At 76.4% G+C, this 13,621-nt stretch carries 15 protein-coding genes; 10 read left to right on the top strand and 5 right to left on the bottom strand.

From position 1 onward, the window contains the following. Window positions 1–18: 18 nt before the first annotated feature. Complete coding sequence (locus tag NHH00_RS04440; RefSeq protein ID WP_253050483.1) at window positions 19–573, bottom strand: DUF3515 family protein; 555 nt, start codon at window positions 571–573, stop codon at window positions 19–21. A gap of 64 nt (window positions 574–637) precedes the next feature. On the opposite strand from NHH00_RS04440, the gene NHH00_RS04435 reads away from it, so the two are divergent. After that, a complete protein-coding gene (locus tag NHH00_RS04435) occupies window positions 638–1,651 on the top strand; it encodes a thiamine-phosphate kinase (RefSeq protein ID WP_253050481.1) in 1,014 nt (337 codons plus the stop codon). 9 nt (window positions 1,652–1,660) lie between these two features. On the opposite strand, the gene NHH00_RS04430 is transcribed toward NHH00_RS04435, so the two are convergent. Together NHH00_RS04430 and rpmB are read right to left on the bottom strand one after the other, a co-directional pair. Continuing rightward, window positions 1,661–2,176, bottom strand: coding sequence for a GNAT family N-acetyltransferase (locus NHH00_RS04430; RefSeq protein WP_253050479.1), 516 nt, complete (start codon window positions 2,174–2,176; stop codon window positions 1,661–1,663). A 175-nt stretch (window positions 2,177–2,351) separates the two neighbouring features. Beyond that, window positions 2,352–2,543, bottom strand: a complete 192-nt coding sequence (gene rpmB / locus NHH00_RS04425; RefSeq protein ID WP_024840757.1) for a 50S ribosomal protein L28 — start codon at window positions 2,541–2,543, stop codon at window positions 2,352–2,354. 323 nt (window positions 2,544–2,866) lie between these two features. Between rpmB and NHH00_RS20955 the strand changes: the two genes are divergently transcribed. The 3 genes from NHH00_RS20955 to rsmD all read left to right on the top strand — a co-directional run bounded on the left by NHH00_RS20955 (window position 2,867) and on the right by rsmD (window position 7,768). Beyond that, window positions 2,867–4,738, top strand: coding sequence for a DAK2 domain-containing protein (locus NHH00_RS20955; protein ID WP_253050477.1), 1,872 nt, complete (start codon window positions 2,867–2,869; stop codon window positions 4,736–4,738). Further along, window positions 4,735–6,993 (top strand): ATP-dependent DNA helicase RecG, encoded by a 2,259-nt coding sequence (locus NHH00_RS04415; protein ID WP_253050475.1) that lies wholly within the window; start codon window positions 4,735–4,737, stop codon window positions 6,991–6,993. Before NHH00_RS20955 ends, NHH00_RS04415 begins: the two co-directional genes overlap by 4 nt. 151 nt (window positions 6,994–7,144) lie before the next feature. Further along, the gene (gene rsmD / locus NHH00_RS04410) at window positions 7,145–7,768 is read left to right on the top strand and encodes a 16S rRNA (guanine(966)-N(2))-methyltransferase RsmD (protein WP_253050473.1); all 624 of its coding nucleotides are present in this window, start codon (window positions 7,145–7,147) and stop codon (window positions 7,766–7,768) included. Window positions 7,769–7,877: 109 nt separating this feature from the next. Here rsmD and NHH00_RS04405 read toward each other — a convergent pair whose 3' ends face one another. Beyond that, window positions 7,878–8,621, bottom strand: a complete 744-nt coding sequence (locus NHH00_RS04405) for a GNAT family N-acetyltransferase (RefSeq protein WP_253050471.1) — start codon at window positions 8,619–8,621, stop codon at window positions 7,878–7,880. An 87-nt stretch (window positions 8,622–8,708) separates the two neighbouring features. On the opposite strand from NHH00_RS04405, the gene coaD reads away from it, so the two are divergent. The 6 genes from coaD (at window position 8,709) to mutM (ending at window position 12,568) form a co-directional block, all read left to right on the top strand. Next, window positions 8,709–9,209 (top strand): pantetheine-phosphate adenylyltransferase, encoded by a 501-nt coding sequence (gene coaD, locus NHH00_RS04400; RefSeq protein ID WP_253050469.1) that lies wholly within the window; start codon window positions 8,709–8,711, stop codon window positions 9,207–9,209. 23 nt (window positions 9,210–9,232) lie between these two features. Then, the gene (locus NHH00_RS04395) at window positions 9,233–9,805 is read left to right on the top strand and encodes a hypothetical protein (RefSeq protein WP_308202259.1); all 573 of its coding nucleotides are present in this window, start codon (window positions 9,233–9,235) and stop codon (window positions 9,803–9,805) included. 325 nt (window positions 9,806–10,130) lie between these two features. Continuing rightward, entirely contained in the window at window positions 10,131–10,649 is a 519-nt protein-coding gene (locus tag NHH00_RS04390) for a YceD family protein (RefSeq protein WP_374614248.1), read from the top strand. Between the two features lie 2 nt (window positions 10,650–10,651). Continuing rightward, window positions 10,652–10,846, top strand: a complete 195-nt coding sequence (gene rpmF / locus NHH00_RS04385) for a 50S ribosomal protein L32 (RefSeq protein ID WP_021482203.1) — start codon at window positions 10,652–10,654, stop codon at window positions 10,844–10,846. A 5-nt stretch (window positions 10,847–10,851) separates the two neighbouring features. Then, a complete protein-coding gene (gene rnc / locus NHH00_RS04380; RefSeq protein ID WP_253050467.1) occupies window positions 10,852–11,610 on the top strand; it encodes a ribonuclease III in 759 nt (252 codons plus the stop codon). After that, window positions 11,603–12,568, top strand: a complete 966-nt coding sequence (gene mutM / locus NHH00_RS04375; RefSeq protein WP_253050465.1) for a bifunctional DNA-formamidopyrimidine glycosylase/DNA-(apurinic or apyrimidinic site) lyase — start codon at window positions 11,603–11,605, stop codon at window positions 12,566–12,568. The genes rnc and mutM overlap by 8 nt, the downstream gene beginning before the upstream one ends. A gap of 61 nt (window positions 12,569–12,629) precedes the next feature. On the opposite strand, the gene NHH00_RS04370 is transcribed toward mutM, so the two are convergent. Then, window positions 12,630–13,571, bottom strand: coding sequence for an NAD(P)-dependent oxidoreductase (locus NHH00_RS04370; RefSeq protein WP_253050463.1), 942 nt, complete (start codon window positions 13,569–13,571; stop codon window positions 12,630–12,632). Between the last annotated feature and the right edge of the window lie 50 nt (window positions 13,572–13,621).

Here is a 13,621-nt window from a genome sequence, read left to right as displayed (position 1 = left end):
GCGCCGACCCGGGCGGGTTCAGCCCAGGTCGCCCGCGCCGACGCACGCGCGCGTCTGCGGGACCTCCATGACCGCGCGCCCCAGGTCGGCGATGAACGACGTGGAGTGGCTCTCGGTCACGGCCGGCGGCACGACGACCTGCACCGCGGGGTCGCGGCCGTAGGTCGTGAACGTCCACGTGCCCTGGTCCTCGACGACGAGCCAGTCCACGGTGCCGCCGGCGGACTCGACGCTCTGGCACGTGGTCGTCGTCGGGCCGGGCACCTCGACGCCGCACCGCAGCGTCACCGCGGCGCCCGGCTCGCCCCAGGCCGCGGTGGCCTGGCTCGTCGTCCCGACCTTCGCCAGGTCCTCGCCCAGGGTGTCCGGCAGCGCGAGCACGACGTCCGCGCACAGCGGGTTCTGGGCGTCGTCCGCGACCGGGACGCCGATGCGCGGCGCGCACGCGGCGGTCGCCGCGACGACGCCGAGGAGCGCCGGCACCGCGAGGGCTCGGACGAGGGGGTGCGAGCGGCGGGGCAGGGGCGCACCGGGGTGGGTGGACGGCGAGGCGGGAGGGACGGCGTCGAGCACGCGACCACCGTAGCGGCCCGAGGAGGGTGCCCGTGACCGCCCGGGCGGCGACTAGGGTGGCGGCGTGAGCGAGACGCCCCTGCTGGTCCGCGACGTGCCCGAGGAGGCGCTCCTCGCCCGGATCTTCCCTCTGCTGCCCACCGCGCCGACCACCCTCGTCGGTCCGGGGGACGACTGCGCCGTCGTCGCGGCGCCCGACGGCCGCTACGTCGTGTCGACCGACGTCCTCGTCGAGGACCGGCACTTCCGTCGGCGCTGGTCGTCCGGGTACGACGTCGGGTGGCGGGCCGCGGTGCAGAACCTCGCCGACGTCGTGTCCATGGGTGCGCGCCCCGCGGCGCTCGTCGTCTCGCTCGTCATGCCGGGCGACCTGCCCGTCGACTGGGTCACGGGCCTCGCGCGCGGGCTCGCCGACGCGTGCACGCCCCTCGGCGCCGCGGTCGTCGGCGGGGACCTCTCGGGAGGAGACCAGGTCGTCGTCGCGGTCACCGTCCACGGCGACCTCGAGGGCCGCGAGCCCGTGCTGCGCTCCGGCGCACGGCCGGGCGACGTCGTGGCGCTCGCGGGGGGCCTCGGCCGGTCCGCGGCGGGGCTCGCGCTGCTCGACGCCGACCGGGCGGACCTCGACGACGCGCTCGTCGTCGCGCACCTGCGCCCCGACCCGCCGCTCGCCGCGGGGCCTGCGGCCGCCGACGCCGGCGCGACCGCGATGATGGACGTGTCCGACGGGCTGCTGCGTGACGCGGGCCGGATGGCGCGGGCGAGCGGCGTCGTCGTGGACCTCGAGCTCGCCGCGCTGGGCGCGGACCGCGACCGCCTGCGCGCGGCGGCGGTCGTGCTCGACGGCACGAGCGGGGACGGCGACGCCGCGACGGACGCCGGCGACCGCGCCGAGGGCTGGGTGCTGTCGGGAGGCGAGGACCACGCGCTGCTCGCGACGTTCCCCGCCGACGCCGACCTGCCCGACGGGTTCCGGGCGATCGGCACGGTCCGACGTGCGTGGTGCGACGATCCCGGCGTCCGGGTCGACGGCCGCGTGGCGCACCGCGCGACGGGGTGGGACCACTTCCGCGCCTGAGCGCGGCGGTCAGCCCCGGCGGTAGCGGACGGCGGTCAGGTCCTTGCCGCCGATGTCGTCCCGTCGCTCGACGCCGTCCGGCACGAAGCCGTGGCGACGGTAGAAGCGGCGCGCGCGCTCCGCGTCCTCGAGGACCCAGAGCGTGACCGTCGTGCCGGGACGCACCTCGCCGAGCATGGTGCGCATGAGGTCGCGCGCGACGCCGCGGCCCCAGGACTCCGGGTCGAGATAGATGGCGTAGATCTCGAGGTCACCGGGCTCGGCGTCCTCGTCACGGCTCGGGCCGAGCGTCGCGAAGCCGATCGTGCGGCCGTCCGCGTCGGCGAGCCACGTGCGGGCGCCCGCGGTGGCGAGGCTCTGGACCCAGTGCTGCTCGCGCTGGTCGTGGTCGAGCGAGGCCAGGTACTCGTCGGGGACGATGCCCGCGTACGCGCCCCTCCAGGACGCGATGTGCACGGCCGCGATGGCGCTCGCGTCCGCGGGAGCGGCCGGGCGGATGGTTACCTCGCTCAGTTCCGTCACCATGCACAAAGACTGCCACCGCGGCCCGGATCCGCCAAACCGGTTTGTCCCGATCTTCAGGAGATCTCCGCATCTCCGGGGGTCGTCGCCCGTGGTCGCGGGGCCGGTCGTGCCGCAGAGACGACGAGAGCGCCTGCCGGGAACCGGCAGACGCTCTCGTCACAGAGTCTCGCGACGCTCAGGCGGGGCGGGTGACCTTCCCGGCCTTGAGGCAGGAGGTGCACACGTTGAGGCGCTTGGGCGTCCCCGCGACCACGGCGCGCACGCGCTGGATGTTCGGGTTCCAGCGGCGCTTCGTCCGGATGTGGGAGTGCGAGATGCTGTGCCCGAAGCCCGGGCCCTTGCCGCAGACGTCGCAGTTGGCAGCCACGGTTTCTCCTGATCGTCGTGCACGTCGCGCACGCAGCGGCGACGTCCTGAATGGTCTGTAGGGTGTCTCGCCCGGTGTTCCTCGGCGGCTCCTCGACGGTGTCGAGGGCGCGCGAAGCACCCGGGCAACCTCGTCAGGGTAGCCGATCCGATGGCCCGAGCTCAAACCGGGCGCTCGTCACACCCGCGCGCGCCCGGAGGTGGCCCGGCGGGCGCCCCCACGGCGCGCGCGGTTGACTACCGTGGTCCCGACGGCCCGCGGTGCCGTCCGACCGTCCGGCCACCCGGCGCGGTCGTCCCCCGAGCGCGAGGAGCCGGTCCGACGTGAGCCCCGGAGCCGACGTGGTCGACGCCGCCGTCGTCGTCGCGTGGGGCCACGGTGGCGTCCGTGCGCTCGCCGACGCGCGCGAGTCGCTCGACCGCGTGAACGTCTTCCCGGTCGCGGACGCGGACACGGGCACCAACATGTACCTCACGCTCCTGGACGCGGTCCGCGCGCTGCCCGGCGGCGACCCGGCGGGAGGCGGGGAGACGGGGGCCGCGGGCGGCGCCGGCGACCTGCTCGTGCGCCTGGCCCGCGGTGCGCTCGTCGGGGCGCGCGGCAACTCGGGCGTCATCCTCAGCGAGTACCTCCGCGGGCTCGCCCTCGCGCTCGCCGAGCACCGGACCGTGACCGGTGCCGCGCTCGCGGGGGGCCTGGACCGCGCCGCCCGCACCGCCCGCGGCGCGGTGGCCCGCCCCGCACCCGGCACGATCCTCACGGCCGCCGACGCCGCGGCGCGCGCGGCCGCGACCGCGGCGGACGGGCCCGGCGCCTCCTCGCCCGCGGTCGTCGCGGCCGCGGCCCGGGACGGGGCGCGCGCCGCGGCGCTGCGCAGCACCGGCGAGCTCGACGTGCTCGCGCGGGCGCAGGTCCTCGACGCCGGAGCCCTCGGCCTGGTGCTGGTCCTCGGCGCGCTCGTCGCGGCGCTCGACGCGCGAGGCACGGGTGCCGTCCCGGCGGTCGACCCCGTGGAGGCCGCCTCGGCACCGGCCCCCGCACGCGACGCCGCGGGGCCGGCAGTGGCGGGTGTGTCGGAGGTGCTCGGCATGATGGCCGGCATGGTTCCGGTGGCGGGCTCGCCCCGGGAGGCAGGTGCCGGTCCGCAGGACGTCCACGAGGGGGGTGCGTTCGAGGTGATGTTCGTGGTCGACGTCCCCGCGGGTGGAGCGGTGGACCCGGCCGGCACGCCCGTCGAGGACCCCGCCGAGCCGCTCCGTGCCGAGCTCGCGCGGATCGGCGACTCCGTCGTCGTGGTGGGCGGGCCGGGTGACCACGGCTCGGGGCTCTGGCAGGCGCACGTCCACACCGACGACCCGATGGCCGCGGTCGCCGTCGGACGTGCCGCGGTCGCGGGCCTGCGGTCCGCGCGGGGCGTCGGCGAGAAGGCCGCGTCGACCACGGGGGGAGACGACGCCGCGCTGCGCCAGGTGCGGGTCCGGCACTTCCCGGGGCCCCACGAGGAGGGCCACGCCCTGGACACCGCTGCCGGCGGGGCGCACGACGCCGCGACCGTGGCGGCGGACGGCCCGGGTCTGGTCGCCGTGACCACGGCGCCCGGTCTCGTCGCGGACCTCGCCCGCGCAGGCGCCGTCGTGCTGCTGCGGGAGGCTCCCGGTCCCGTCGACCTGACCGCCCTGCACCGCGTCGCGGTCGACTCCCGCGCGTCGCACGTCGCGCTCCTGCCCGGCGTGGACCTGCCGGAGGACGACGCCGCGACCTTGCGCGCGACCCTGCGCGAGGACGGGGTCGAGACGCTCGAGGTGCTGCCCGCCGTGACCGACCTGCACGTCGCCGTGGCGCTCGCCGCCGCACAGCTCGTGGAGCCCGGTGCGGCGCAGCGGCTCGAGGCGGCACGGTCGGCGCTCGCCGCCGCCCGGTGGGCTCGGCTCGACGCCCCGGGCGTGCCGGTGCCCGAGCTGGCGCGACGGCTCGCGGACGGGCTCGAACCCCTCCGTGTGCGCGCCGGCACGCTCGTCACGGTGCTCGCCGACGACGACGTGCCGGACGCGGCCCTCGACGCGCTCGCGGCGCGCGCGACCGGGGACGGCGCCGAGGTCGTGCTCCTGCGCTCGGGCCGCGACGGCGGTGCCGTCACGCTCGCCGCCGAGGGGCCGGGGGCCGTGGACGTCGACATCCGGGGAGACGAGCGATGAGCGACCGCCTGGCCGAGCCGCTGACCCGCGCGGTCGGCACGCGCAGCGCGGGTCCGCTCGCGAAGCTGGGCCTCGAGACCGTCGGGGACCTCCTGCGGCACTACCCGCGGCGGTACGGCGACCCGGGGCGCCTCACCGACCTCGGCGGCCTCGCCCTCGGCGAGCACGTGACGATCGTCGCGCAGGTCCGCAGCGCGACCGTCCGGCGCATGCGCAACCGCGCGGGCGCGATCCTCGAGGCGGTCGTGACCGACGGCCCGCAGCAGCTCTCGCTCACGTTCTTCGCCAAGAGCCCGAACGTCCTGCGCTACCACGAGCAACGGCTGGCGCCGGGGCGGCACGGGCTCTTCACCGGCGTCGTCGGGCTGTACCGCGGCACGCGGCAGCTCACGCACCCCGACTACAAGATCATCGGGGTCGACGACGACGCCGAGGACGCGGAGAGCGCCGTGCTCGAGGCGAGCCGGCCCATCCCGATCTACCCCGCGAGCGCGAGCATCCCGAGCTGGAAGATCCAGCCTGCGGTGCGCACCGTGCTCGACCCGCTGCGCGAGGACGACGTCCCGGACCCGCTCCCGGACGCCGTGCGCGAGCGGCACGGGCTCGGGACGCGGCTCGAGGCGCTGCGCGACGTGCACGAGCCCTACGACGAGAAGCAGTGGCGGCGCGGGCGCGACCGGCTGCGGTACGAGGAGGCGTTCGTCCTCCAGGCGGCGCTCGCCCAGCGCCGGGCCCGCGCCGCGGCCGAGCCCGCGACGGCGCGACCCCTCCGTGGCCCGGGGGAGCCGAGCATCCTCGCCGACTTCGACGACGCCCTCCCGTTCACGCTGACGACGGGTCAGCGCGAGGTCGGGGAGGAGATCGCGGCCGACCTTGCGCTCCCGCGCCCGATGCAGCGTCTCCTGCAGGGCGAGGTGGGCTCCGGCAAGACGGTCGTCGCGCTGCGCGCCATGCTCCAGGTAATCGACGCCGGCGGGCAGGCGGCGCTCCTCGCCCCGACCGAGGTGCTCGCCGCCCAGCACGCGCGCACCCTGCGCGCGCTGCTCGGGCCGCTCGCGGAGGGCGGCTTCCTCGGGGGCGCCGAGCACGGGACGCGAGTGGCGTTGCTCACGGGGTCGCTCGGCGCGGCGGCGCGCAAGGAGGCGCTGCTCGACGCCGCGAGCGGCGCCGCCGGGATCGTCGTCGGCACCCACGCCCTGCTGTCGGAGAACGTGCAGTTCGCCGACCTCGGCCTCGTCGTCGTGGACGAGCAGCACCGGTTCGGCGTCGAGCAGCGCGACGCGCTGCGGGCCAAGGCCCGTACGAGCCCGCACCTGCTCGTGATGACGGCGACCCCCATCCCGCGCACGGTCGCGATGACCGTGTTCGGCGACCTCGAGACCTCGTCGCTCACCGAGATCCCGGCCGGGCGCGCCGGCATCACGACCCACGTCGTGCCCGCCGGCAACGAGGCGTGGATGGAGCGCACGTGGGCGCGCGTGCGCGAGGAGGTCGACGCCGGGCACCGCGCGTACGTGGTGTGCGCGCGCATCCACCCGGACGAGCCGGACGCCGACGCGCCGTCGAAGCGGACCGACGACTTCGACGAGGTGCCCGACTTCCTCCTCGACCCCGACGCCCCGGACGCCTCGGACCGCGCGCCCCTGCGGGCGGTGCTCGAGGTCGCCGAGGAGCTGCGCGCGCACCCGCGCCTCGCGGGGCTCGAGGTCGGGGTGCTGCACGGGCAGATGCCCCCGGCGGACAAGGACGCCGTGATGGCCGACTTCGCGTCCGGTGCGGTCCAGGTGCTCGTCTCGACGACCGTCGTCGAGGTCGGGGTCGACGTCCCCGAGGCGACGGCGATGGTCGTGCTCGACGCCGACCGGTTCGGCATCTCCCAGCTCCACCAGCTCCGCGGGCGCGTCGGGCGCGGGTCCGCGGCGGGGCTGTGCCTGCTCGTGTCGACCGCGCAGCCCGGCACGCCTGCTGCGACCCGCGTCGAGACCCTCGCGCGCACCACCGACGGGTTCGAGCTCGCGACCGTCGACCTCGAGCTGCGCAGCGAGGGCGACGTCCTCGGGGCCGCGCAGTCGGGGCGCGCGAGCTCTCTGCGGCTCCTGCGCGTCGTCAAGGACGCGGACGTCATCGCGACCGCGCGCGCCGACGCCGCCGCCGTCGTGGCGGAGGATCCGGACCTGACCGGCCACCCGGCGCTCGCCGACGCGATCCGCGACCAGCTCGACCCGGAGCGCGAGGAGTTCCTCGAGCGGGCGTGAGGCGGTCGTGGTCCACCGTCCCCGTCGTCCCCCGGTCGTCGAGGCCGCAGGCGTCGCGAGGGTGCGCGCACGCTCGCGCCCTGTCCCGGACCGGGCCCGGCTACGCCGTCTCGGCCCAGGGCCGTCGTTCGACAGGCTCTAGGCTGGGCGCGTGACGAGGATCGTGGCGGGGACGGTAGGGGGACGCACGCTGCAGGTCCCGCCGCGCGGGACGCGGCCGACGAGCGAGCGCGTCCGCGAGGCGATCTTCTCGCGCCTCGAGCACCTGGGCGTGGTCGACGACGCGCACGTCCTCGACCTCTACGCCGGCTCGGGCGCGCTCGGTCTGGAGGCCGCGAGCCGGGGCGCCGCCGACGTGACGCTCGTCGACTCCGCCCGGGTCGCCGCCGACGTCGCCCGACGCAACGTCGCCGCCCTGGGCCTCCGCGACGTGCGGGTCGTCGCCCAGCCGGCCGAGGCGTTCGTCGCCGGCGTGGCGGCCGCCGCGGCGCAGCGCCCGGCCGGCGGGGCGGACGGAACGCCGGCCTCCGTTCGGGCGGGCCACGGCCCGTACCACCTCGTGCTCGTCGACCCGCCGTACGACGTCACCGCCGAGGCGCTGGAGCGCGTCCTCGCCCACCTCGCCGCGCCCGGCGTCCTCGACCCGGCCGCCGTCGTCGTCGTCGAGCGCTCCACCCGGACCCCGGAACCGGCCTGGCCGACAGGCTGGGAGCTCGTCGCGCGCAAGGACTACGGCGAGACGACGGTCTACTTCGTCGGCCCCGCCCTCCCGTAGCCCACCCCTGACCGCCGAGCGGGTGGTTCTGGCGCGTCCTGCGACCCGGACGCGCCGGAACCACCTGCTCGACGTGTCGGGAGGGCCTGGTCGGTGGCGAGGCGGGGGGTCAGCGGGGTGGGGCGTGGGTCTCGGAGGGGGCGAGGAGGCCGACCGGGGCGGTCGCGAGGGCGGTGGGGTCGGCCGGGTCGACGAGCGCGACGCGGTCGCCGCTCGCGGCGTCGAGCAGGCGGCGGGTCGCGGTGTCGTCGGCGAGCGTGCCCTCGCTCCCGCGGAGGTTCTCCGCGAGGAAGGCACGCAGCGGGGCTGCCGGGACGTCGTCGGCGGTGCCCTGGCCGAGCGGGAACGACACGAGCAGGAGCGCCGGGACGCGCTCGCCGCCGGGGCCGTCGCCGGGCTGGAAGTAGGGGAGGGCGAGGACGCGCGCGCCGAGCCGTGCGTAGAACCGCAGCCGCGCGACCGGGTCGCCGTGCGCCTCGCTGCCCACGTGGTGCGCGGGGTGCTCGACCTCCCCGACGACGAGCAGCGGGTCGAGCGCGCGCCAGTCGTCGAGGGCGGCGGCGACCAGCCGGGCGCCCACCCCGCCGCCGCGCCGACCCGGGGCGATCGCGAGGTAGAGGACGAGGAGGACGCGTGCGTCGGGGAACCACTCGCCGACGACGCCGGCGACGACGCGCCCGTCCTCGACCACCCCGAGGCTGCGCAGGCGCCCGGTCGCGTGGGCGTCGACGAGCTCGTCCCCGCCCATGAGCTCGGCGGGCGGGAACGACGGCGTCAGCACGTCGCGGTGGAGCGAGCGGACGAGCTCGGGCGTGGCGAGCGGGACGACGGCGGGCTCCTCGGGGGCGGTCACGCCGACCATCGTCGCGCGCGGGGCCGATCCGCGCCCGCCCGGCCGTGCCGCCGGGGTCCGCGCGCTCCCGTGTACTACCGTGACGAGGTGACCACAGCCGTCTGTCCCGGGTCGTTCGACCCGATCACCCTGGGCCACCTCGACATCGTCCGACGCGCCCGCGCGCTCTTCGACGAGGTCGTCGTCGGCGTCGCACGGAACGCGTCGAAGTCGGCGCTGCTGAGCGTCGACGAGCGCGTCGCGCTCGCCCGCGCGGCCGTCGACGACGCCGGGCTGGACGGGGTCCGCGTCGAGGTCGTGCCGGGGCTCCTGGTGGACTTCTGCCGCGAGATCGGGGCGGTCGCCGTGGTCAAGGGCCTGCGCGGTGGCGCGGACTTCGACGCCGAGCTGCCGATGGCGCTCATGAACCGGCACCTGGCGGGCGTCGAGACCGTGTTCGTCGCGGGCGACGCCGCGCTGCAGCACGTCGCGTCGTCGCTCGTGAAGGACATCGCGCGGTACGGGGGACCGGTGGACGACCTCGTCCCGCCGGGGGTGGGCGACGCCGTCCGTGCGGCGCTGGCACGGGTGCAGGGGAGCAGCAGGTGAGCACGACGGGGAGGACCGGGTACGTGAGCGAGCAGCAGGACCGGCGGGTGACGCACGAGGAGCGCGCGACGGAGGAGGCGCAGGTCGGGCTGAACGCGATCCTCGACGACCTGACGCACCTCGTGGAGACGGCGCGCGCGATGCCCATGTCGTCGTCGGTGCTGGTGCACAAGGGCGACGCGGTCGCGCTCCTGGACGAGCTGCGCGGCGCGCTGCCGGAGCAGCTCGCGCACGCGGACGAGGTGCTCGCGCAGGCGGACGCCGTGCTGGAGGACGCGCACCGGCAGGCGGAGGAGATCCTCACGACGGCGCGGGCGCGCGCGATCGAGCTCGTGCAGGCGGAGCAGGTCGTCGTGCAGGCGGAGTCACGGGCCCGGGAGATCGTCGACGAGGCCGAGGAGGCCGCGGCCGTGCTCCGACGCGACGCCGACGACTACTGCGACCGCAGGCTCGCGGACTTCGAGGTCGACCTCGGCAAGCTGCTCGCACAGGTCCAGGGCGGCCGCGCCAAGCTCGCGGACCGCCTCGGGGACCGCGTCGCCGAGCCGGAGGAGTCGCCGTTCCCGGCGACGATGCGCGAGCGCACCGGCCGCTGAGTCCCTCACCGGGCCGGCGCGGAGCGTCTGCGGTGCCGACGACCACCGGCTGCTCGGCGGCGGGCCGGGTCGTGGGCTCCCCACAGGACGTGGCAGGTGGCGGTCGGGCCGTCGCGTGACGTAAGATCGATGTTTGGCTCGGCGCGTCGCGCGTCGGCCTGTGCCTGGCAGTCGCCTCGAGCGGCCGTCGGCCCCCGACATCGTTGACCATCCGTCCGCGGGCCCCCACGCCCGCGGCCTGGCGATCCTGGAGCGCGCCATCACCGCCGAGAAGACGTCGCCGCTCGTGCTCGACACGCACGAGCTCGGTCGGCGACCCGGGAGCATGCGGACGGTCGTCGCGACCGTCCCCGCGCCCGCCGACCTCGGGACCGCGGTCATCGGCATCCCCGAGGGCAGCGAGCTCGAGCTCGACCTGCGCCTCGAGGCGGTCATGGAGGGCGTGCTGGTCTCCGGGACGGTGACGGGCCGCGCGGTCGGGGAGTGCGTGCGCTGCCTCGACACCGTCCACGAGGACGTCACGGTCGAGTTCGCGGAGCTCTTCGCCTACCCCGAGCGGGCGAAGGCCGCGGAGGAGTCGGGCGACGACCTGGAGGACGCCGAGGACGTGTACGACCTCGACGGCGACCTCGCGGACATCGAGCCCGCGCTACGGGATTCGGTCGTCACTGCACTACCATTCAGTCCGGTGTGCCGAGCGGACTGCCCGGGGCTGTGCTCCGAGTGCGGTGCGCGCCTGGCGGACGACCCGGGCCACACCCACGAACTTGTCGACCCTCGGTGGTCGGCGCTGGAGAGCATGTTCGACACCTCGAACGTGTCCGACGAGACGAAAGAGAGCTAGCCGTGGCTGTTCCGAAGCGCAAGATGTCGCGCAGCAACACCCGTGCGCGTCGTTCGCAGTGGAAGACGACCGCCGCGAACCTCACCACCTGCCCGCAGTGCAAGGGCGACAAGCTGTCGCACGCGGCGTGCCCGACGTGCGGTACCTACAAGGGCCGCCAGTACGCCGAGGCGCTGCGCACCGAGCACGCAGGCTGAGGCGCGTGGCACCGGCTGCACCGGCATCCGGTCTTCTCGAGAAGCTCGGGGTCCATCTGGACCCCGAGCTTCTCGTGCTTGCGCTCACGCACCGGTCGTTCGCGCACGAGAACGGCGGCATCCCCACGAACGAGCGTCTCGAGTTCCTCGGTGACACCGTCCTGGGCCTCGTCGTCACGGAGACCCTCTACCGCCGCCACCCCGACCTGTCCGAGGGCGAGCTCGCCAAGATGCGGGCCGCGACCGTCTCGCAGAAGTCGCTCGCCGCGATCGCGCGCCGGCTCGGCCTGGGGCAGTACGTGCTGCTCGGCAAGGGCGAGATCCGCACGCGCGGCAACGACAAGGACTCGATCCTGTCGGACACGGTCGAGGCGATCATCGGCGCGGTCTACCTGAGCCACGGGCTCGAGCCCGCACGCGGCCTCGTGCTCCGTCTCGTGGAGCCGACGCTGTCGGCCGCCGCAGGGCTCGGCGCGGGGCTCGACTGGAAGACGTCGCTCCAGGAGGCCGCCGCCGCCGCAGGGCTCAGCGCCCCCTCCTACTCGAGCGACGCCGTCGGGCCGGACCACGCGCGCGTCTTCACGTCGTACGTCCACCTCGACGGCCGGCTCTACGGGACCGGCAGCGGCACCGCGAAGAAGTACGCCGAGCAGGAGGCCGCCGAACGCGCTTACCGCGCACTGGCGGCCGAGCGCGCGGAGCCGGAGCCGTCCGACGGGCGCGCGGCCACGACGGTGGAGGCGGCCGAGGACGCCGGTGCCTGAGCTGCCCGAGGTCGAGACCGTCCGCGACGGGCTCGGCCGCCACGTGCTGGGCTCCCGGGTCGTCGACGTCGAGGTGCTGCGCGACTACAGCGTGCGGCGCCACGACGGCGGCCCGGCCGACTTCCGGGACCAGCTCCTCGGCCAGCGGCTCGACGCCGCGGTGCGCCGCGGCAAGTTCCTCTGGCTCCCGCTCGTCCCGGGCGGGTCGACGGGCGGGCCGACGGGTGGGCCCGACGACGGCCCCGCGGCCGCGCTGCTGGCCCACCTCGGGATGTCGGGCCAGCTCCTGGTGCGCTCGGGGCCGGGCCTCGGGGAGCGGTCGCCGCACCTGCGCGTGCGTCTCGTGCTCGAGCCTGACGGCGCCGGCCCGGCGGGCGCGCTCGCGCTCGACTTCGTCGACCAGCGCACGTTCGGGCACCTGTCCGTCCAGGACCTCGTGCCCACGCCCGACGGCGCGCCCGGCGGGCTCGGGGCCGACCTCGCCGCGGTGCCCGCCCCGGTCGCGCACATCGGCCGCGACCTCCTCGACCCCGCCCTGCGGCGCGACGACGTCGTCGACGCGATCCGCCGCCGTCGGACCGGCGTGAAGCGCGCGCTGCTCGACCAGACGATCGTGTCCGGCGTCGGCAACATCTACGCCGACGAGGCGCTGTGGCGCGCCCGCCTGCACTACGCGCGCGCCACCGACACGCTGCGCCGCCCCGAGGCGCACCGCCTGCTCGACGCCGCGGCCGAGGTGATGACGGAGGCGCTCGCCCAGGGTGGGACGAGCTTCGACGCGCTCTACGTCAACATCAACGGGCAGTCCGGCTACTTCTCGCGCTCGCTCGCGGTGTACGGGCAGGAAGGCGAGCCGTGCCCGCGCTGCGGGACGCCGGTGCGCCGAGACGAGTTCATGAACCGCTCGTCGTACACGTGCCCGCGGTGCCAGCCGCGCCCCCGCAACGGCCGCTGGTAGGTCGTCGGCCCGCCCCCGCTCCGGCGTCGGCACTCCGGTTCGTCTCGCCGTCGTCGCCGGGTCAGCGGGGGACGACGTTGCGGAGCTCGCGGCCCGCGCGGAGCGCGTCGAGGTTGGCGTTCACGAGGTCCGACGCGCGCTGGGGGCGGTTGCCCGCGACGTGCGGCGTGAGGATCAGCCGCGGCGCGTCCCACAGGGGTGACGCCTCCGGCAGGGGCTCGGTCTCCGTGACGTCGAGCGCGGCACCGCCGAGGCGGCCGTCGCGCAGGGCCGTGACGAGCGCGTCCTCGTCGACCGTGGCGCCGCGGCCGACGTTGACGAAGACCGCGTGGTCGGGGAGCTGGTCGATCCGGGCGGCGTCGAACGCGTGCCGGGTCGCGTCGAGCGCGGGGAGCAGGGAGACGAGCACGTCGGTCGAGGCGAGCACGTCGGGGAGGTCGTCGTCGGTCATGACGGGGAACCCGTGGCGCTCGCCACGGCGGCTCGCGACGCCCGTCACCTCGGCGCCCAGCGCGGCGAGCAGCGGGGCGAGCCGCGCCGCGATCGAGCCGAAACCCCAGATCGTCACGCGCGCGCCGTCGAGCGTGTACCGCGCGGCCGTCGCGGGGTCGGCCTGGGCGCGGTTCACGGCGGTGTCCCACCGGTGGTCGCGCTGCGCCGCCCCGAGCACGTCGAGCCGGCGCACGGCCGCGAGGACGAGGGCGAGCGCGTGCTCAGCGACGGGACCGTCGTGCAGCGACCGCCCGGACGTGATCGTCACGTCCGGGCCGAACCCCGCGGCCAGCACCGCGTCCGGGCCCGCCGCGAGCGTCTGGACCCAGCGCAGTCGCGTGAGCCGCGCGGCGGCGTCCGCGAGGTTCGCGGGGGTGTTCGCCCACGCCACGAGCACCTCGGCGTCGGCGTCCTCGGGACCGAGCGGTGCCGCGGCGTCGTAGCGGACGACCTGGTCTCCCGGGCCGCCGCGCACGTCGAGGGCGATGGTGCTGGGCACGAGGATCTTCAACGCTGCTCCCGGGGTGGTCCGTCGAGGTCGCGGCCTCCCGGCGCGGGTCG

Source organism: Cellulosimicrobium cellulans, from assembly GCF_024124905.1.
GTDB classification, from domain to species: Bacteria; Actinomycetota; Actinomycetes; order Actinomycetales; family Cellulomonadaceae; genus Cellulosimicrobium; species Cellulosimicrobium cellulans_G.
This window is presented reverse-complemented; position numbering and strand designations above follow the sequence as displayed.